At 67.5% G+C, this 18596-nt stretch carries 21 protein-coding genes; 9 read left to right on the forward strand and 12 right to left on the reverse strand.

Features of this window, described 5'->3' with window-relative positions:
* Positions 1 to 81: 81 nt before the first annotated feature.
* The 5 genes from E5679_RS17450 to E5679_RS17470 all read right to left on the reverse strand — a co-directional run bounded on the left by E5679_RS17450 (position 82) and on the right by E5679_RS17470 (position 2881).
* Positions 82 to 546, reverse strand: a complete 465-nt coding sequence (locus E5679_RS17450; protein ID WP_138418237.1) for a phage tail protein — start codon at positions 544 to 546, stop codon at positions 82 to 84.
* A 36-nt stretch (positions 547 to 582) separates the two neighbouring features.
* Positions 583 to 885, reverse strand: coding sequence for a hypothetical protein (locus tag E5679_RS17455; protein WP_138418238.1), 303 nt, complete (start codon positions 883 to 885; stop codon positions 583 to 585).
* Between the two features lie 118 nt (positions 886 to 1003).
* On the reverse strand, positions 1004 to 1804 hold the full coding sequence (locus E5679_RS17460) for an OmpA/MotB family protein (protein WP_138418240.1): 801 nt from the start codon (positions 1802 to 1804) through the stop codon (positions 1004 to 1006).
* A gap of 24 nt (positions 1805 to 1828) precedes the next feature.
* Positions 1829 to 2629, reverse strand: a complete 801-nt coding sequence (locus E5679_RS17465) for a motility protein A (protein ID WP_138418242.1) — start codon at positions 2627 to 2629, stop codon at positions 1829 to 1831.
* 9 nt (positions 2630 to 2638) lie between these two features.
* Positions 2639 to 2881, reverse strand: coding sequence for a flagellar FlbD family protein (locus E5679_RS17470; protein WP_138418244.1), 243 nt, complete (start codon positions 2879 to 2881; stop codon positions 2639 to 2641).
* Between the two features lie 189 nt (positions 2882 to 3070).
* Here E5679_RS17470 and E5679_RS17475 point away from each other — a divergent pair, with 189 nt between their 5' ends.
* Positions 3071 to 4945, forward strand: coding sequence for a transketolase (locus E5679_RS17475; RefSeq protein ID WP_138418246.1), 1875 nt, complete (start codon positions 3071 to 3073; stop codon positions 4943 to 4945).
* Between the two features lie 57 nt (positions 4946 to 5002).
* Here the strand turns inward: E5679_RS17475 and E5679_RS17480 are convergent, their stop codons facing one another.
* Together E5679_RS17480 and E5679_RS17485 are read right to left on the reverse strand one after the other, a co-directional pair.
* Complete coding sequence (locus E5679_RS17480) at positions 5003 to 5221, reverse strand: hypothetical protein (protein ID WP_138418248.1); 219 nt, start codon at positions 5219 to 5221, stop codon at positions 5003 to 5005.
* 37 nt (positions 5222 to 5258) lie between these two features.
* The gene (locus E5679_RS17485) at positions 5259 to 5486 is read right to left on the reverse strand and encodes a hypothetical protein (protein ID WP_138418250.1); all 228 of its coding nucleotides are present in this window, start codon (positions 5484 to 5486) and stop codon (positions 5259 to 5261) included.
* 90 nt (positions 5487 to 5576) lie between these two features.
* Here E5679_RS17485 and E5679_RS17490 point away from each other — a divergent pair, with 90 nt between their 5' ends.
* Positions 5577 to 5975 carry an SRPBCC family protein gene (locus E5679_RS17490; protein ID WP_138418252.1) on the forward strand — a complete coding sequence of 133 codons (399 nt, stop codon included), beginning with the start codon at positions 5577 to 5579 and terminating at the stop codon, positions 5973 to 5975.
* A gap of 20 nt (positions 5976 to 5995) precedes the next feature.
* A complete protein-coding gene (locus E5679_RS17495) occupies positions 5996 to 7159 on the forward strand; it encodes an MFS transporter (RefSeq protein WP_138418254.1) in 1164 nt (387 codons plus the stop codon).
* 142 nt (positions 7160 to 7301) lie between these two features.
* Here the strand turns inward: E5679_RS17495 and E5679_RS17500 are convergent, their stop codons facing one another.
* From E5679_RS17500 to E5679_RS17520, 5 genes are all read right to left on the reverse strand, one after another.
* Positions 7302 to 8126: an aldo/keto reductase gene (locus tag E5679_RS17500; RefSeq protein WP_138418256.1), complete on the reverse strand. Its 825-nt coding sequence runs from the start codon at positions 8124 to 8126 to the stop codon at positions 7302 to 7304.
* Positions 8127 to 8180: 54 nt separating this feature from the next.
* Positions 8181 to 9071 carry a carbohydrate ABC transporter permease gene (locus E5679_RS17505; protein WP_212746999.1) on the reverse strand — a complete coding sequence of 297 codons (891 nt, stop codon included), beginning with the start codon at positions 9069 to 9071 and terminating at the stop codon, positions 8181 to 8183.
* A gap of 17 nt (positions 9072 to 9088) precedes the next feature.
* Positions 9089 to 10018 carry a carbohydrate ABC transporter permease gene (locus tag E5679_RS17510; RefSeq protein WP_138418258.1) on the reverse strand — a complete coding sequence of 310 codons (930 nt, stop codon included), beginning with the start codon at positions 10016 to 10018 and terminating at the stop codon, positions 9089 to 9091.
* Positions 10015 to 11346 (reverse strand): ABC transporter substrate-binding protein, encoded by a 1332-nt coding sequence (locus E5679_RS17515; protein WP_138418260.1) that lies wholly within the window; start codon positions 11344 to 11346, stop codon positions 10015 to 10017. Before E5679_RS17515 ends, E5679_RS17510 begins: the two co-directional genes overlap by 4 nt.
* Before the next feature lie 350 nt (positions 11347 to 11696).
* Entirely contained in the window at positions 11697 to 12446 is a 750-nt protein-coding gene (locus E5679_RS17520; protein ID WP_138418262.1) for an IclR family transcriptional regulator, read from the reverse strand.
* A gap of 150 nt (positions 12447 to 12596) precedes the next feature.
* Between E5679_RS17520 and E5679_RS17525 the strand changes: the two genes are divergently transcribed.
* The 6 genes from E5679_RS17525 to E5679_RS17550 all read left to right on the forward strand — a co-directional run bounded on the left by E5679_RS17525 (position 12597) and on the right by E5679_RS17550 (position 18583).
* Entirely contained in the window at positions 12597 to 13664 is a 1068-nt protein-coding gene (locus E5679_RS17525; protein ID WP_138418264.1) for an L-idonate 5-dehydrogenase, read from the forward strand.
* A gap of 215 nt (positions 13665 to 13879) precedes the next feature.
* Positions 13880 to 14515, forward strand: coding sequence for an RraA family protein (locus tag E5679_RS17530; protein WP_138418266.1), 636 nt, complete (start codon positions 13880 to 13882; stop codon positions 14513 to 14515).
* Positions 14516 to 14563: 48 nt separating this feature from the next.
* On the forward strand, positions 14564 to 15919 hold the full coding sequence (locus tag E5679_RS17535) for an MFS transporter (protein WP_138418268.1): 1356 nt from the start codon (positions 14564 to 14566) through the stop codon (positions 15917 to 15919).
* Between the two features lie 34 nt (positions 15920 to 15953).
* A complete protein-coding gene (locus E5679_RS17540; protein WP_138418270.1) occupies positions 15954 to 16769 on the forward strand; it encodes a LamB/YcsF family protein in 816 nt (271 codons plus the stop codon).
* Between the two features lie 78 nt (positions 16770 to 16847).
* Positions 16848 to 17588 (forward strand): 5-oxoprolinase subunit B family protein, encoded by a 741-nt coding sequence (locus E5679_RS17545; RefSeq protein WP_138418272.1) that lies wholly within the window; start codon positions 16848 to 16850, stop codon positions 17586 to 17588.
* Complete coding sequence (locus tag E5679_RS17550) at positions 17585 to 18583, forward strand: 5-oxoprolinase subunit C family protein (RefSeq protein WP_138418274.1); 999 nt, start codon at positions 17585 to 17587, stop codon at positions 18581 to 18583. The genes E5679_RS17545 and E5679_RS17550 overlap by 4 nt, the downstream gene beginning before the upstream one ends.
* Positions 18584 to 18596: the final 13 nt, after the last annotated feature.

The following is an 18596-nucleotide window of genomic DNA, read 5'->3' on the forward strand; positions in this document are numbered from 1 at the left end:
GGATCCAGGACCGGGTTGGAGGAATCCTTGGGAAATCCTTGCTTTGCCCGCTCAGCAGCTCAGTACTCGTTCTTGATCAGCTCAGTATTCGTTCTTGATGACGAAGTACGAACCGCGGATCGTTCCGGCGAGCCTGGACTTCTGGCGCGCGAACTTGAACTGCGAGGCGAGCTCCTCGGGGACCTCCATCCCGTCGGAGAGCTTGAACCCCACGGCCCGCTTCCCGCCGTCGTCGATGGTGTACATGACGTTGATGGAGAGGCCGTTCTCGTAGAAGACGTAGGCCATCCGGATGTTCTCGACCTGGAAGGCCGAAGCCTCGAGGGGTGTGGAGGAGATGACGAGGTCGCGCTCTTCCTTGAGGATCCGGTGCACCCAGTCGATCGTCTCCTGGGCCTCGCTCGCAGGTACGACGGTGAAGTCGTGGTCGTACTTGTTCTTGAAGTAGCGGGCCTCGTTCGCCCGAAGGCCCGCGAGCGCGTCCGCCACGGGGGAAGATTCCAAGCCGGTGGTCGAGACATTCGTGAAATCCACGGTGTAGGACATGGCAGGAGGCTATCGCAGCCCTCCGATTCCGGCAGGCTACGAGACTCCGAGTCCTTCCCGGGCCAGATCGTGGAGGAGCTGGTAGTAGCTCGAGAGGGCGAGCGGCGGAGCCTGATGCAGATCCTCGAAGGTAGCCCGCGGCCGATCCACGCGGTACAGCGCCAGGATCGCCCGGTCCTCCTGATCGTCGTCGAGGGCGTGGTATGCGCCCACCGGCCTCTCCGACATGAGCGCCTGCGCATACTGGTCGAGGCGATGGTCGGGCATCGGGTTCCCCGCCCGATGCCACACGTGGACCACGTCGTCCGATCCAAGCTTTGCTTCGTCTATTCCGAACATCGCCGTCTCCCCCTGTTCCCCGTTTCTGGCTGACCTCTCAGGTGCCGGCACTTCAACTGTCCCAATCCGCCGTACTCAGAAACCACACTTGTCCGTACTCGAATCAGCGCGGCCCCGACTACTTCCCCTCGGTCCGCGCCTTGAGTGCTTCCGGGATCAGTGCCCGCACCGCCTCCGGCTTGTCGGAGAGGACGACGACGTCCACCCGCCGGTTCTGCTCGTGCTCGGCCTCGGTCTGGTCTGGGTTCGCGGGCCGGGAGGAGCCGTACCCTGTGGCGCCGACCCGTGGACCGGGCAGGCCGTCGTGCTCCACCATGTAGCGCAGCACCTTCGTGGCCCGCTCCGTCGAGAGTTCCCACACCGACGGGTAGCCCGTGATGAGGTTGGCGGCGTGGCCCTCGACCGAGACCTCGAGCGTGGTCGGCACCACGACCGGCGTGACGGCGTCGAGGACCTGGTTCGCCCGCGGGGTGAGGACCGAGCTGTCCGGCTGGAAGAACGTCTGAGAGCCGACGAGTTTGACGGTGAGGCCGCGCTCGTCGATCTGGAACTGGACGTCCTGCTGGATGCCGCGCTCGGCGAGCCGTGCCTCCATCTGCTTCTCCAGGGACGTCAGCCGGTCCACTTCCTTGAGCGCAAGGTCCAGGTTCGCGAACCCCTCCGCGTCCTTGTTCGCCTGATCCGGCGGGACGACCGTGCCGTTCGCGGTGTCGATCTTCTGCGTCACCGTGGTGCCGAAGCCCGTCGCGAGGGAGTTCCGCAGCTTCTCGAACTTGTTCTGGTCCACCGTGGACATCGCGAACAGCACCACGAAGAGGCAGAACAGGACCGTGATCATGTCCATGTAGGAGACGGCCCAGCGTTCGTCGACGTGGAACGGCGCGGGCTTCTTGAGCGGACGACGGCGGCGCGGGCTCACGCTGTTTCCCTCATGGCGTTGCCCTCACGCAGCGGACCTCAAGTTCTCCTTCGCGTCCGCCTTCCCCTTGCCCTTGAAGTGGTGGTCCGGGACCATTGCCCGCAACCGGTCGGCGAGCAGCATGGGCTGCGCCCCCTCCTGAACCGCGAGGATGCCTTCCATGACGAGCGTCATCCGCTCGACCTCGAGCTCGCTCAGCCTCGTGATGCGCGCCGAGAACGGCAGCCAGATGAAGTTCGCCGAGAGCAGGCCCCACAGCGTGGCCACGAAGGCGCTCGCGATCATCGGACCGAGGCTCGTGGGGTCCGAGAGATTCTCGAGGACGTGGGTCAGCGAGACCACGGTTCCGATAATGCCGATCGTCGGTGCGTAGCCGCCGAGCGCCGCGAAGAACCTCGCGTTGGCGTGGTCCGCCCGGGAGCGGGTGCCGATCTCGTCCTCCATCATGGTCCGCAGCTCGTCGGCATCGGTTCCGTCGGCAACGTTCTGGAGCGCGCGTGCCAGGAAGGGATCGTTGGTGTCGCTCGCTTCCGACTCGAGCGCAAGGAGGCCCTCGCTCCGGGCCTTCTCCGCGAGAGCGATGATCTTGTCGATGCTCTCCTGGGGCTTCGACGGCTTCCCGAGGAGCGCCTTCGGGATCGCCTTGAAGGCCTGGACGGTGTCCTTGAGCGTGTTCCCCGCGAGGCCGACGGCCAGCGTCGCGCCGAAGACGAGGATCATCGGCGGCGGCAGCAGCAGCGCGGTGACGCTCGCGCCCTCCATTGACACGATCGCGACGACCGAGCCGAACGCGAGGAGCAGGCCGATGATGACTGAAGGATCCATGGGCCCCTCCTACTCGGGATCCGGCACAACGGTGAGGTGCTGGCCCTCCACGACCGGCAGCGCCCGGGCGGTCGCCAGAACGTACGCCTTGTAGCGCGCGATGAGGTCGATAACCTCCAGAAGGCTCTCCCGCACCACATACGTGGTGCCCTCGATCATCACGAGCGTGGTGTCAGGGTTCTCCTGAATACGCTCAATCAGATCCGGGTTGACCGCGAAGCGGGACCCGTTGAGGCGGGTGACAACGATCATGGAGCCGTTTCTGGTGGAGGTGCAGCTGAGCTTTCCCTCTCACCTATCGGCCGCGCGCCGGGCGGCGTTAGCCGTCACGGGCTCCCCCTGCGCTCCCGCCTTGCGTTGACTCGGCCAACCCTTGCTTGCTCCGCTGGGCGGGAGGGTAATGGAGCTACCGGAACCGTCGAAGAACGCAAAGGTCGCACGATGACAACCACACTCACGAAGCCCGACCTCGAGACCGTCGCCGAAGTAGCCGCCCAGCTCCGCGTGGATTCCGTCCGCTCGAGCACGAGCGCGGGATCCGGCCATCCGACGTCGTCCATGTCTGCCGCTGATCTCCTCGCCGTGCTGATCAGCAGACACCTGCGCTACGACTGGGACAGCCCCGACAATCCCCGCAACGACCACCTCGTCTTCTCGAAGGGCCACGCGTCCCCGCTGCTGTATTCGGTGTTCCGCGCGGTGGGCGTGGTCGGCGAGGACGAGCTCCTGAACGGTTATCGGCGCTTCGACCAGCGCCTCGAAGGGCATCCCACACCCGAGCTGCCATGGGTCGACGTCGCCACTGGGTCCCTCGGCCAAGGCCTCCCCGATGGTGTCGGCATTGCCCTCGCCGGCAAGTACCTCGACAAGCTGCCCTACCGCGTCTGGGTTCTGTGCGGCGACAGCGAGTTCGCCGAGGGGTCCATCTGGGAGGCGCTCGACAAGGCCTCGCACTACAAGCTGTCCAACCTCGTGGCCATCCTCGACGTCAATCGGCTCGGCCAGCGCGGCGAGACCGATCTCGGCTGGGACACCGAGGCCTACCGGCGCCGGGCCGAGGCGTTCGGCGCGCGGGTGCTGATCGTCGACGGCCACGACCTCGATGCCATCGACGAGGCGTTCACGACGGCGGAGGACGCCTCGGGCGAACAGCCCACCGTGATCATCGCCAAAACCGTGAAGGGGAAGGGCTTCTCCGAAGTCGAGGACAGCCCCGACTGGCACGGCAAGCCGTTCCCCGAGGACATGGCCGAGCGGGCCATCAAGGAGCTCGGCGGCGAGCGCGACGTCCAAGTCCGCGGTCCCCGCCCGGATTCGGACGACGGCGGCCTGCCGCCCCGCGAGGCGGCCAAGTCCCCCGAGCTTCCGCGCTACGAGGTCGGCGAGAAGGTGGCGACCCGGAAGGCCTACGGCGAGGCGCTGGCGGCGCTGGGAGCTGCGGATCCCGCCGTCGTCGCCCTCGATGCCGAGGTGAGCAACTCGACGTACGCCAACAAGTTCGCCGGCGAGTTCCCGGACCGCTATTTCGAGATGTTCATCGCGGAGCAGCAGCTGGTCGCCGCAGCGACAGGGCTGGGCGTGCGGGGCTACAAGCCGTTTGCCTCGACGTTCGCGGCGTTCCTCACCCGCGCCTACGACTTCATCCGCATGGGCGCCATCTCCCGCGCGGACCTGCGGCTCTCGGGATCGCACGCCGGCGTCGAGATCGGGGCCGACGGCCCCTCCCAGATGGCGCTCGAGGACCTCGCCATGCTCCGCGCGGTCCACGGTTCCACCGTCCTCTACCCGAGCGATGCGACAAGCGCGGCAGCGCTCGTGGCGCAAATGGCCTCGCTCAGCGGGGTCAGCTACGTCCGCACGACGCGCGGCGCGTACCCCGTGCTCTACGGACCCGAGCAGGACTTCCCCGTCGGCGGCTCGAAGACGCTGCGGGAGGGCGACGACGTCACTCTCGTGGGCGCGGGCGTCACTTTGCATGCGTGCCTGGCTGCAGCGGATCAGCTCGAGGGCGAGGGGATTCATGCCCGCGTCATCGACTGCTACTCGCTCAAGCCGATCGACCAAGCGGGGCTGCGGGCCGCGTCGGAGGCGACGGGTGGGCGGCTCGTCGTCGTCGAGGACCACCATCCGGAAGGCGGGCTGGGCTCCGCCGTCGTCGACGCCCTCCTGGGTGCCGGCCAGACGACCCTCCACCTCAAGCACCTCGCGGTGCGCGGAATGCCGGGCTCGGGAACCGGCGAGGAGCTCATGGCCTGGGCCGGAATCGATGCCAATGCTATCGCCGACGCCGCGAGGGGCCTGGCGAAGAAGGGCTGAGCTCTCCCCTTGCGGGACTTGCGGGAATTGTCGGGTTACTGCGGGTCTTCGTGGCCTCTACCCGCGAAAACCCGACAATTCCGGGAGCTCGGTGAGCGTCCTGACCCGAGGCGCCCTTCCGCTGTGGCGCGCGTCGTTGTGCTGCTGGGCAAACGCCCACGCCGATTCCCGCTCGTCGAAGACCCGGCCTTCGTGGTGTGCCTCGCACAGGCTCAGGTACGCCTTCCCGTCAGACCCGAAGATGGGCATGACGAGCGCCCCTCCGAGCGCTTTCATCGACCGCTTCCCCATCACTCCCCCCATCGTTTCACCGTTAGGACTGGGTTACCCCCCAGCCTTCCGGGCGAACCACTGTCCTGAGGTGCTCGAGCAGAGCCTGCTCCGGGTCGCCTGTGTGCTCCTCGACTAGCTCTTTGAGGCGGGTCTTGGAATCGACGCCAAGCTCCTGCGCTTCCAGAAGATGCTGGATGATCCACAGCGAGCGGTAGTGGGCCTCGGCGGCGGCGTCGAGGACCGGAACTGGGCGATCGGATTCTGACATGCCGACGATCGTAGAAGTAGACAGAACGCTCTGTCCAGTTGGGATTGAGGCGACCGTCACAATCGTGCACGTCGTACTACGCTCGTGTCCATGTCCGAATTCCGCCACGTGGCAGTCCCCATTGCGCTGCCCGCGCGTGACGTGGCCGCCTTCGCCGGCAACCCCGTCAACCTGCCCAGCTGGGCCGCCGGGCTGGCGGGCGGCGTCCGCTCCGAGGGCGGGCGGTGGATCGCGGCTTCGCCGATGGGCGACGTCGAAGTCCGCTTCGTGGGCGATGTTGCCGCCGGAATCCTGGACCATGAGGTCACGCTGCCCACCGGTGAGACCGTGCTGAACCAGTTCCGGATCCTCGACGATCGCAGCCACAGCCTCGCCATCTTCCACCTCCGACGCGAGCCGGGCGTCAGCGATGCGGCCTTTGAAAGCGATGCGGCGGCGGTGCAGCAGGATCTCGAGACCCTCAAGCGAGTGCTCGAGCAGAAGGCATAGGAAAGGGGAACAGCCGAAGCATGGGGGCTCTCGGGTATCTCGCCGCGTCCACACCGCCGCGACTCGCAAGCGCTGGGTCCGCCGTCGCCATCCCCATCCTTGCAGTGCAGCAGCTTGGCAGCATCGGGATCGGCGGGGCCCTCGTGGCCGTTTCCCTCGGGCCCAGCATTCTCGCCGCTCCGCTCGTCGGCGCCGTCCTCGACCGGACGCGGCGTCCCGGCTACCTCATCGGGATGGCGGGCCTCCTGACCGCCGCGGCGTTCTTCGTGGCTGGCTTCCTGGACCGCGTTCCGCTGCCCCTCGAGTTCTCGTCGTTGGCAGTCGCGGGCGCGGTCGCCCCGTTCTACATGGGCGGGCTGTCCAGCTTCGTGGCCGACGCGATTCGTGACCAGCGAAGATCCTTCGCCTACGACGCCCTCTCCTACAACTTGTCCGCGGTCGCCGGTCCCGCTCTCGTTGCCGCGATGGCGGCGCTGCTTCCGGCACAAGCCGCCATGTTCGTCCTGTCGGCGGCCGCGCTCCTCGGCGCGGTCTGTGTGGTGGCCATCGGGCTGCCGGCGCACGGAGCGAGAGAGCACTCCGTCTGGAGCACAACCCTCGCCGGTCTGCGTCACATCTTCGGCCACCGTCCCCTCGCCGTTGTGACCGTTTCGTCCTCGCTCACGCAGCTCGGCCAAGGTGGGCTCGCGGTCGCCGCCGTCGCACTGTCCATCGACCGGATCGGGTCGCCCGCCGACGCCGCGCTCCTCGTGACGGCCTTCGCCGCCGGGAGCCTGCTCGGCGCCGTCGTCGAGACCGCGCGGCCCACGCGAGCTCGCCCGCACGTGGTGATGGGCGTCGGCTTCCTCGCGACCGGCGTCTTCACGATCGCCGCCGTGGCGAACCTGGGAATGGTGTGGACCGTCGTCGCCATCGGCCTCTCGGGCGCGTTCACCGCTTCCACCTCCGCGGCCATGCTGCTGCTCCGCAACGCCCTGAGCCCGGCCCATCTGCGGGCCCAGATCTTCACCGTCGGGGCGGGCCTTCGGGCCAGCGCATCCGCGGCAGGGGCGGCCCTCGCCGGTTCGGCCACGGGACTCGGAGGCGCGGTTGCTGTGGCTGCAATCGGAGTGGTGTGGATCGTCTCGGCCGCGCTCATGGCCGCCTACCCGTCGGAGGCTCCGGTGACCCAGGAGATCCACTAGCCCCCGCCCCCCGCCGAAGTCGGGCCCAGTGAGGCCGAAGTCGGGCCCCCCGACGCCGAAGTCGGGCCCCCTGACGCCGAAGTCGGGCCCCCTGACGCCGAAGTCGGGCCCCCACAACCCGACCTCGACGGGTTGTCGAACGTCAAACTCCGTGGAAGGTGTCGGGGTCCAAACCGGTGCGGTGGGCTCGATCGAGGCCGTCGATGGCGATCGCGTCCGCGGAGTCCAGCTCGAAGTCGAAGACCTCGAAGTTCTCGCGGATCCTCGCTGGCGTGACCGATTTCGGGATCGTCACCGTTCCGGCTTGCAGGTGCCAGCGCAGCACAACCTGCGCGGGGGTCCGTTCGTACTTGTCCGCCAGGCTCAGGATCAGCGGGTCTTCGAGGATGAGCCCTTGGCCGAGCGGGGACCACGCCTCGGTGTGGATTCCGAGCTCGTGGTGCAGCTTCCGCAGCTGGGTCTGGGTCAAGTACGGGTGGAGTTCGATCTGGTTGACTGCCGGGACCACGGAGCCCACCTCGAGGATCCGTGAGATGTGGTTCGGCTGGAAGTTCGATAGGCCTATGGCCCTGATGCGCCCGTCCTTGTAGAGGGTTTCGAAGGCCCGCCAAGTGTCGGGGTAGAGCCCACGGTCGGGCGTGGGCCAGTGGATCAGGTAGAGGTCTAGGTAGTCGAGTCCAAGCTTCTGGAGGGAAACCTCGAAGGCGCGGAGGGTCGAGTCATAGCCCTGCTCACCGTTCCAGAGCTTGGAGGTGACGAAGAGCTCGTCGCGGGCGATCCCGGATTCGGCGATGGCCTTCCCGACTCCTTCCTCGTTCTTGTAGATCGCCGCAGTGTCGATGCTGCGGTATCCCACCTTGAGGGCCTCCGAGACGGCCGCCGCGCATTCGTCAGGCGCTACTTTGAACACCCCGAATCCGAGCTGGGGCATCTGGACACCGTTGTTGAGCGTCACCGTGGGGATCATGGGGTCGTGAGTTCCTCTCTGAGGGATTGATGTTGTCGAAGCTGGCGGAGTATTTCAGCCCTTGACGGCGCCGCGGAGGAGTCCTCGGACGAAGAGCTTCCCGAGGAGGAGGTAGACGAGGATCGTCGGGAGGGCGGCGATGAGCGCTCCGGCCATCTGGACGTTCCATTCGACGTAGTCGCTCGCCGCCAGGTTCTGGATGGCTACGGTGACCGGGGCCAGCCGGGGGTTGTTGAGGACTACGACGCCGATGATGAAGTCGTTCCAGATGGTGGTGAACTGCCAGAGGAGGACGACGGCGAACGCCGGGCCGGCGACCGGGAGCACGATGCGGCGGTAGATGCCGAAGAATCCGCACCCGTCGATCTGGCCGGCCTCGATCACCTCCTGCGGAATCCCGCCGAACGCGTTGCGGAACATGAGGGCGCTGATGGGGATGCCGAGAATGCAGTGGACCACGATGACGCCGCCGATCGAGCCATACAGCCCGAGCTTCTGCAGCACGTACACCATGGGGATGAGCACCGCCTGGTACGGCAGGAACATGCCGAAGAGGAACAGCAGGAACACCGTCTCGGAGCCGCGGAAACGCCACTTGGCGAAGGCGTAGCCGTTGATCGAGCCCATGAACGCGGAGACGAGCGCGGCGGGGATGGTGATCAGCGCACTGTTCGCGACGTTCGGGCCGACCTGCTGCCAGGCCGTCTGGAAGCTCTCGAACGACAGGCCGAGGGGCAGCTGCCACATGTGCGAGACATCTGCCTGGGCGAAGGACTTGAACCCTGTGGCCACGAGGATGTAGACGGGAGCGAGCATGTAGACCAGCGCGGCCACGAGTGCCGCGTAGACCAGTGCCCGCGCGACGCGCTGGGCCGGGGACCGGCGTGCGCTTCGAACTGCGGGAGCCGGTGCGGCGGGGGCTGCCGGAGCGAGGAGTTCCTTCACGGGCATCTCTTTCACGGTCATCGCTTGGCCTTTCGCTCGACGCTCATCAGGTGCGGCACCAGGAGCACGGTCGCGATGAGGATCATGACGACGGCGACCGCCGCCGAGAGGGAGAAGCGGTTGGAGGAGAAGGCGAGCTGGTACATGTTGAACCCGAGCGTGTCTTCCGCGAACGCGGGCCCGCTCCCCGTCATGGAGGCGATGAGGTCGAAGAGCTTGATCGAGAGCATGCCGGTGATGATCACGGCGCTGAAGGTGACCGGCTTGAGGAGTGGGATGACGATCCTGCGGTACAGCGCCCAGGTTCCGCACCCGTCCATGACGGCGGCCTCCATGAGCTCCTGCGGCAACGCCCTCAGGCCCGCGAGGTAGAGCGCCATCACGTACCCGGACATCTGCCAGGCCGCCGCGACCGAGACGGAGAGGATCCCCCACGTGGAATCCGTGTACCAGCCGTTGGCGAGGAATCCGAGCCCGGCCGAGCGGAGGAGGCTGTTCACCCCGGCCTGGGGGTCCAGAAGCCAGTGCCAGATGACGCCGGTGACCACGGGCGAGATCGCGAAGGGAAGGATGAAGATGGTCCGGAAGAGCCCTTCGATCCTGATCTTGCTGTTGATCAGCGCCGCGAGGGCGAATCCGATCACGAGGCACTGGACGATGAACGAGGCAGAGAAGAGGCCGAGGTTCCGCAGGTCGATGAGGAACCGCGAGTCGCCGAAGAGCCTCGCGAAATTCTTGAATCCCACGAGCGTCGAATCGGGGACGATTCCGGTCCAATTGATCACCGACGTGTACATGGTCCAGGCCACGAACACGTACACGAAGACCGCGATGGCGATCATCGACGGGACGAGGACCAGCACCGAGGCGAGGCGGTCTCCCTTGAGCCGCCGCCGTCGCCTCTGGACTGCCTGCCGGCGCTCGGATGGTGCCGCGACGACGGTCATGCCGCGAATCCCGCGTCGTCCGCGGCCTGTACGAGCTTGGACTGGACACTAGCCACGTCCTTGCTCGTGGCCATGACGTTGAGGATGTTCCCGAAGTCGGTCACGAAGCTCGCCTTGGCCGCCGAGCCGTTGTAGACGCTGGGGACGATGTTCCCCTTGTCGAACTCCTTCGCCGACCACAGCTCGTACTCGTCGTAGTTGGAGGTGTCGCGGTCCGAGCGCGGCGAAATGGACCCCTTGATCGGGTTGAACGGGTTCTGGCCCGCGGCGCTGCCGCACAGCTTGAGCCAGGCCATGGCGGAGTCGGGGTCCTTCACGCCCTTGGGCAGCCCGAACGAGTCGGATGCGAGGTCGTAGACTCCGTTGGAGTCCGGAACGGCGGCGAAGCCGTAGTCCTTGAACTTCTTGGCCTTGAGGTAGCCGTTGACGAAGTCGGACTGGATGATCATCGCAGCCTTCCCGTCGGAGAGGAGGCTCGGGATGTCGCCGCGCTGGAAGCTCAGGTAGTCGCTGTTGACGTAGTTGAACATCTCCTTGAGGGTCTCGAGCGAGTCCTTCACCTTGGGGTCGCTCCACTTCGTCGCACCCGTGAAGAGGCCCTTGTAGCCGTCGGCGCCCAGTTTGCTGATCAGGATCGTCTCGAACACCAGGCTCGTCTGACCGGGCGTCGCCTCCGCCATGCCCATGGCCGGGATGCCCATGGCCTTGAGCTTGTCGCCGAGGTTGAAGAACTCGTCCCAGGTGGCAGGCGGGGTTCCTCCGACCTTATCCATGATGGGCTTGCTGAACCACAGCACGTTCGCCCGGAGGATGTCCACCGGGACCGAGTACGGCTTTCCCTGATAGGACGCGATGTCGATGAGCGACTTCGGGAAGACCTTGTCGTAGCCCTCCTGGGAGTAGAGGGAATCAAGCGGTTCCATCTTGTCCGCGGTGACCCAGGTCTGGATGATCTCGGCGCCGACGTGGACCTGGAACGAGTCGGGCGGATTGCCGCCGAGGATCCTCGTGGTGAGGACGGTCTTCATGTTCGCGCCTGCCCCGGCGCCCCCGCCGATGGCCGAATTCGTGATCTTCGCGCTCGAGTACTGGGCCTGGAACTGCTTGTAGAGCGCGTCCAGGGCCAGCGCGTCGCCGCCGCTTGTCCAGAACGAGAAGATCTCCAGCGCGCCTACCGCGCTCGCGTTGACCGTCGTCTTCCCGGCGGGAGAGGAACCTTCGGACCCGCATGCCGCCAGCAGGCCAGCCCCGGCCACGGCTGTCGCGCCGAAGAGGAAGCGCCGCCTGTTCATGCTCGCGCGGCCGATCGAAGAGACTGTGTTGCCCATGGTTGCTCCTTCGCAATGAGGCAGGAAAGGCGGAACGTCGCAGAGTTCGACACGCAGAGGCCGAATCCAAAATTGAGATGTTCCTCACATATGCGAAGATATTCGCACTGCACTTTCAGGTCGTCAAGGGAGCGTCAGGGGGCGGCCGCAATGAGGCGGCGGATTACGTCGCCGAAGTCGGCGCACCGACGATTGACTTGTCGTCGGGTCGAGCACTCGGCTCATGCGCGCGGAGCCTCCACTCGTCGTCGTACGCCATGCCCCCCGACCTCGGCGCCACACCCCCCGACCTCGGCACCACACCCCCCGACCTCGGCGCCACCCCGCCCGACCTCGGCGCGGAGCACGGGTCAGGCGCGCCGGGCCGGCCGGGCCATCTGGGCCGCGATCGATTGCACGGCTCTGCCGTATCGGGCCAGGTCCTCGGGCGTGGGCCGGACCCCGACGAGCGAGACGCCGACGGCGAATCCGGGCGAGGACGCGTGGCTGGGGACGGCAGCGGCGACGCCGACGACGGCGGGATGGATGCTGCCCGCCTCGATGGCGAACCCGCGGTCACGCGCGGGCCGAATCTTGCTCAGAAGCCCCTCAGGCCCAGACTGGCCAGAGGCGAACATGCGCCGGAGGGCGTCGTCGGGGAGGTTCGCGAGGAGGGCGATCCCGACGGCAGTGCGGGCCGCGGGCAGCCTGTCCCCGACATGGGCGGAGAGGGAGAGCGGGGCCCTCCCCTCGTGGCGCGCGACGTACAGCACCTCCGTCCCGTCGAGGATCGCGGCCTGGACGAGCTCGCGGGCAAGGAGCGCCGACTCGGCGCAGGCCTCATGGAACGCTTTCACCTGTTCGAACGAATAGAGGTACGCGCCCCCGAACTCGACAAGCCGCTGGCCGAGCCGGTATCCGCCGTCGCAGTGCTGGACGAGGCCGCCGGCTTCGAGGGCGGTGCAGATGTTCCGCGTCGAGGAGCGGGCGGCCCCGATCTCGCGGGCGAGCTCCGTGACGGTCATCGGAACGGACGGATGGCGGGCCATCAGGCCCAGGAGCTCGATCGCTCGGGACACTGCCGGAGCGGGTCCGGGTTCGCCTTTGGGGATGGAGGTCATGACTCGAGCTTCCTCACTCTTCGTCCTCCGAGTGGAACTATCTGCAAATACCTTATCAAATGCGAAGACGTTCTTGTATCCTGATCTGGCCTCCTCCCCCGAGGAACAGCGCCCGCGGCAGCGAAGCCGTCCGAGATCAAAAGGAAGCCGATGACCGCATCGCCCTTGGACCTGACCGAGAAGCTCATCACGGAAGATGTCGTCATCCACGCCGCAGGCGACCTGCGCGTCGTGAAGCGCCCGCTCGAGCGCCCGCGCGACGACGAGGCGATCGTCCAGATCGCCTTCGGAGGAATCTGCGGCTCGGACCTCCACTACTGGCAGCACGGCGCGGCCGGAGCCTCAGTGCTCAAGGACCCAATGGTGCTCGGGCACGAGGTGGTCGGCACCGTGCTGGCCGCGCCCGCGGACGGCTCCGGCCCAGAAGCCGGCACGCCGGTCGCAGTCCACCCCGCTGGGGACCTGGGAACCGACCACGCCTACCCCGAGGGCCGTCCCAACCTCTCGCGCAGCGCGACGTATCTCGGGAGCGCAGCGCGCCATCCCCACACGTCGGGGGCGTTCGGCACCCTCGCGATCCTGCCCGCCAGGATGCTGCGAACCCTTCCGAACGGACTGTCGCTGCGAGGCGCGGCGCTGGCGGAGCCTGCGAGCGTCGCCTGGCACGCCGTCGAGCAAGCGGGCGACGTCAAGGGCAAGCGCGTTCTGGTCATCGGCTGCGGACCGATCGGCGGCCTGACGATCGCGGTGCTCAGGCGTTTCGGTGCCAGCGAGATCATCGCCGTCGACCTCCATGAGGAGGCCCTCGAGCGTGGCCGGGCCCTCGGCGCAACGACGACACTCCTGGCCACTGACGAAGATGCGGTCGAAGCAGTCCAAGCAGACATCGCCATGGAATCCTCGGGCAGCCCGCATGGACTCTCCGCGGCGATCGCCGCAACGCGACCGGGAGGACGCGTCGTCATGGTTGGCCTCCTGCCCAACGGCAAGCAGCCGATCCCGATCGCGACAGCCATTGCCCGCGAGCTCGAACTCGTGGGCTCGTTCCGGTTCACCGAGGAGATGTCCGCAGTGCTCGAGGCGTTGGCCGACGGCTCGCTGGCGGTCAGCCCGCTCGTCACGCACGTCTTCCCCCTCACCAAGACGCATGAGGCCTTCGAGACAGCACGCAACCCGAAGGTCTCGGGCAAGGTCCTGATCGACTTCAGGACGGCCTAGCCGCCCGACCTCAGCGGCACGGGACCCGACCTCGGCAGCACGAGACCCGACCTCGGCGGGGCGCCGACGGGGCGTGAGCGGAAGGCAACGCACTGTTTACCGGCACCCCGGAAGACACCCCTTGACGAGACGACGAATAAGCGCGAAACTCTTCTCATATGTGATCGACGTCGCAGAAAAATCCTGCGGCGGCCAGAACAGAGGAACCACACACCATGGCCAACACACTTGAACTGACGGTCCGCAAGGCCAGCGCCTGGAGCCGTCCCCCGCGGACCCTTGTGGAGGCGTTCAAGGCCTTCCCCGTGGCCAACATCGGCGACGCGATGGAGCGGCTCGGCATGGTCGATGCCGGGATCAGCGCCATCTGGGACGGCGCGGCCGCGGTGGGATCCGCGCTCCCCGTGCTCGGCGCGGCGGGCGACAACGCCGCGGTGATCGAGGCCCTCGATCACATCCAGCCCGGCGACATGGTGGTCATCAACGGCTTCGGCCACCGAGAGCGCGCCCTCGTCGGCGAGCAGCTCTCGCAGCGGTTCGCCGCCGCCGGCGCCGTGGGTGCAGTGATCGACGGCTGCATCCGGGACAAGAAGACCATCACCGAGATCCGCTTTCCCGTCTTCGCGCGGGGCACCACCCCGGCAGGGCCCTTCAAGAACGGCCCGGGCGTCATCGGCGAGCCGGTCGCAGTGGGCGGCATCGTCGTCGCCCCCGGCGACATCGTCGCCGCCGACGCTGACGGCGTCGTCATCATCCCCCAGGCCCGCGCCGAGGAGATCCTCACCCGCGTCATCGCCGTCGCGGAGCACGAGGCGGAGATGACCGCCGAGGTCTCCAAGGCCTACAGCTGACCCATCCCTCCCATCCCCAACCCACCCCTCCTAGACTGAGAAGAACCAATGAACCTCTCATCTCCCTCCACGCCGGAATCCTCACGGCTCGACACCTCGCAGGTCCGCGTCATCACCGCCGATGGCAAGGTCGTGCGGAAGGCCACCATCGCCGGAACCATGGGCTCGTTCGTCGAGTGGTATGACTACGGCATCTACGGCCTCCTGACCACCTACCTGGCCGTCAACCTCATGGGCTCCAAGGACGTCGGCTCGCTCCTGCTGACGAACGTCGGCTTCCTCGTGAGCTTCCTGGCCCGCCCGTTCGGCGGCATCATCTGCGGCTACCTTGGCGACAAGCTGGGCCGCAAGACGCTGCTCGCCGTGCTGCTGCTCCTCATCTCGGGGGCGACGGCGGCGATCGGCCTGGTTCCGTCGGCGTCGGTGATCGGGTGGGCGGCTCCCGCGCTGCTCATCCTGCTCCGGATTCTCCAGGGCTTCTCGGCCGGCGGCGAGGTCGCCGGCGCGATGTCCTTCGTGGGCGAATACGCGCACCGCAACCACCGCAACTTCGCGCAGAGCTTCATCGCGGTCGGCTCGTTCTTCGCACTGTTCTTCGGAAGCGCCCTCTCGGCCCTGCTCATCACCACCCTCGGCGACACGACCATGAACAGCTGGGCCTGGCGAATCCCGTTCGTCCTCGCGCTGCCGCTCGGCTACATCGGCTTCTACATCCGCTCGAAGATGGAGGACACCCCGCACTTCAACGCCCTGCGCGAGCGCAACGTCGTGGAGCGCAACCCGCTCAAGACCGTCTTCACGTCCAAGAAGCACCTCGCCGCGATCGCGCTGACCATCTTCCTCCCCGCCGTCAACGGCCCGGGCTACTACCTCCTGTTCGCCTACATGCCGACGTACCTGAAGACCTCGCTCGGCGCGAACAACTTCACGATGCTCGGCGCCCTCGTCGTCACTGCCGCCAGTCTCGCGGCGATCATCATCGCGATCCCGATCATGGCCCGGATCTCGGACCGCTTCGGCCGCAAGCCGGTCCTCGCGTGGTCCGCCGTCGGCACGGCAGTGCTCTCCTACCCGTCCTTCCTCATGATCACGACCGGCAACATGGGCCTGGCCTCGCTCGGCGCGGTCCTCATGGCCCTCGCCTTCTCGGGTCACGCCGCTTCGGTGCACACCGTGCTCACGGAGCTGTTCCCGACGACGGTCCGCTACAGCGCGTACAGCATCGGCTTCAACGTCAGCACCATCATCTTCGGCGGCAGCGCCCCGCTGGTCATGACCGCCATCATCAGCGCGACCAAGGACTCGATGGTTCCCGGCTACTTCTCGATCGCGGCCTCGATCATCACGCTCGTGACGGTCTTCTTCCTCCGCGAGACCAAGGGCCAGGAGCTCACCACCCACTGACCCCCCTCACCGATTATTTGAGGAAGGATTCCCCATGACCCAGACGGATCCAGCACAGTCCAAAGTCGCTATCGTCGCCGATCTCGGCGAAAGCTTCGGCAACTACACCATCGGAGACGATGACGCCCTGCTCGGCCTCGTCTCCTCGTCCAATATCGCGTGCGGCTTCCACGCCGGCGACCCCCGGGTCATGGATGCGACGGTCCGCGAGTGCGTCGAGCGCGGCATCGAGCTCGGCTGCCACCCCGGCTACCCGGATCTGGTTGGCTTCGGCCGCCGCCTGATCGAGGCCTCCGAGGAGGAGATCCGCACGGACGTCCTGTACCAGCTCGGCGCCCTGGACGCCTTCGCCCGGATCCACGGCGGCCGGATCAGCCACTTGGCCCCGCATGGCCGCATGGGCAGCATCGCCCAGACCGACCGCGTCCACGCCCGCGCCATCACGGACGCTGCGGCAGCCTACGACCCCTCGCTCATCGTCGTCTGCCAGCGGGGCGTGCTCGCCGAGGAGGCCGAGAAGCGCAGCCTCAAGGTCGGCTACGTCTTCCTCGGCGACCGCGGCTATGGCGACGACGGCATGCCGGTCTCGCGCAAGGCCGAGGGCGGGCTGCTCTTCGACCCCGAGGAGGTGGGCCGTCGCATCGTCCAGGCCGTGCAGGACGGAACGGTCCGCTCCGTCAGCGGCAAGGTGGTGCCCCTCGGGCATGACTGCGACGTCGCCCTCCTGCACGGCGACCACCCGCTCGTGCTGCAGAACGGCCAGGCCGCTCGCGCCGCGCTCTCCGAAGCCGGGATCGCGGTCACGGGCCTCCAAGAAGTCCTGCGGTCCAAGGCTCCGGCCGCAGCCTGATCGAACGGCGGCGTCCCGAAAGGGGCGCCGCCGTCCTTTCGCGAGACATCCCTAGCCGTTCGAACACCAGAGAGAGAAATGGCCGAGCATCCCCCCGGATCGTCAAGCCCACAGCAGTTCAGCGTTACGCCCTACGGAGACTCGGCCGTCCTTCTGACCCCCACGTCCACCGACCCCGCCGAGCGCCGTCTGGCGGCGACGCGCCTCCGGGCCGCCGTCGCACACCACCGCCCGCGCGGCGTGGTCGATCTCGCGGCAGGGCTCGAATCCCTCCTTGTCGAGTTCGACCCCCTGCAGGTCTCGCACGACTTGCTCGAGGACACCCTCCTCCTCATCGCCGAGACGTCGGACCACGTCGCGGAGGCCGGGGACGCACGGGAGTTCGTGATCCCCACCGTGTTCGGCGGGGATCACTCGCCGGACCTCCCCTCGGTCGCGAGCGAACTGGGCCTCACGGTCGAGGAGACCATCACCACTTTCACGGGCTCCGTCCTCACCATCAACCTCCTGGCCTCGGCGATGGCGCCCATGATGGCGGGCGTCCAGTTCCCGCGGCAGCTCGCCCGCCTCGCGGAGCCCCGCACTGATGTCCCCTCCGGCTCGATCATGGTGGCCGGGACCAACGCGATCATCCAGCCCTTCCCCGGCCCCACGGGCTGGCGTGTGATCGGCCGGACCCCCCTGACGATCTGCGACATCTCGCGCGACCCGGCCGTGTCCTTCCGGCCCGGCGACACCGTGCGCTTCACGGCGATCCCCCAGGAGCGCTGGGACGAGCTCGCCGGAGAGTTCCTCGAGCCGGTGGGAGGGCTGCGATGACCACCGAATCCGCGTTCACCGTCATCCGCCCCGGAATCCTCGCCACCTTCCAGGACCTCGGCCGCCGCGACGGGGAACGCCAGGGAGTCCCTTCGGGCGGGGCGGCAGACCAGCTCTCTGCCGCCGTCGCCAATATCCTCGTGGGAAACCCGCGCGATGCCGCGTTGCTCGAAGTCCTCGCCGGCGGCCTCGCGCTGCGAGCCGAGGCGCCGCTCCTGGTCGCCGTCACGGGCGCCACCGCGACGGTCAAGGTCGACGGACACCCGGTGCGACAGGGCGAGGCCGTGCACCTAGATGCGGGCTCGGTGCTCGACGTCGGGCGGGCGACCGCGGGCATGCGCTGCTATGTGGCCATCAACGGCGAGCTGGACGCCCCCCGCTTCATGGGCAGCGCCGCGCCCGAAGCGAGGATGGGCTTCCCGCAGAACCTGAGCGCGGGGCAGCAGGTCAAGGTGCATTCGGCGTATCAGGGCCTGGCGAACCCGTTCGGCCAACCGCTCTTCCGGCTCCCCGTGCCGAAGCCCGACCTGACCCCGAGAGTCTGGACAGTCCACATCGTGGAGGGCCCCGAGGCCCACGCCGTGGAGGGCATCCATGAGCTTCTGGCCGGCGCCGAGTACACCGTGGGGCCCAATTCGAACCACGTCGGCCTGCGGCTGGCAGGCCCCGTGCGGCACCCGGAGGGGCTCGGGGAGATCGTCTCTCACGGAGTGCCCGTGGGTGCCTTCGAGATCCCGCACGGCGACGAGCTCATTGTCCTCGGCCGCTACCGCACCCTGACCGCCGGCTACCCCATCGTCGCCTTCGCCGCGACCTCCGACCTGCCGCTCCTCGGCCAGGCCGAGCCCGGCCGACGTCTCGCCTTCCGCTGGATCAGCCGCGAGCAGTCGGTGGAGCGCCTCCGGGTCCAGGAGGGCGAGCTGCGCATGCTCGAGCAGCGCTCGAAAACTGCCCTCGAATCCCTCGGCGTGCCCATTGACGCCACCATGGCTTAAGTGCGAAACTATT

Source organism: Sinomonas gamaensis (genome assembly GCF_005876955.1).
GTDB classification, from domain to species: domain Bacteria; phylum Actinomycetota; class Actinomycetes; order Actinomycetales; family Micrococcaceae; genus Sinomonas; species Sinomonas gamaensis.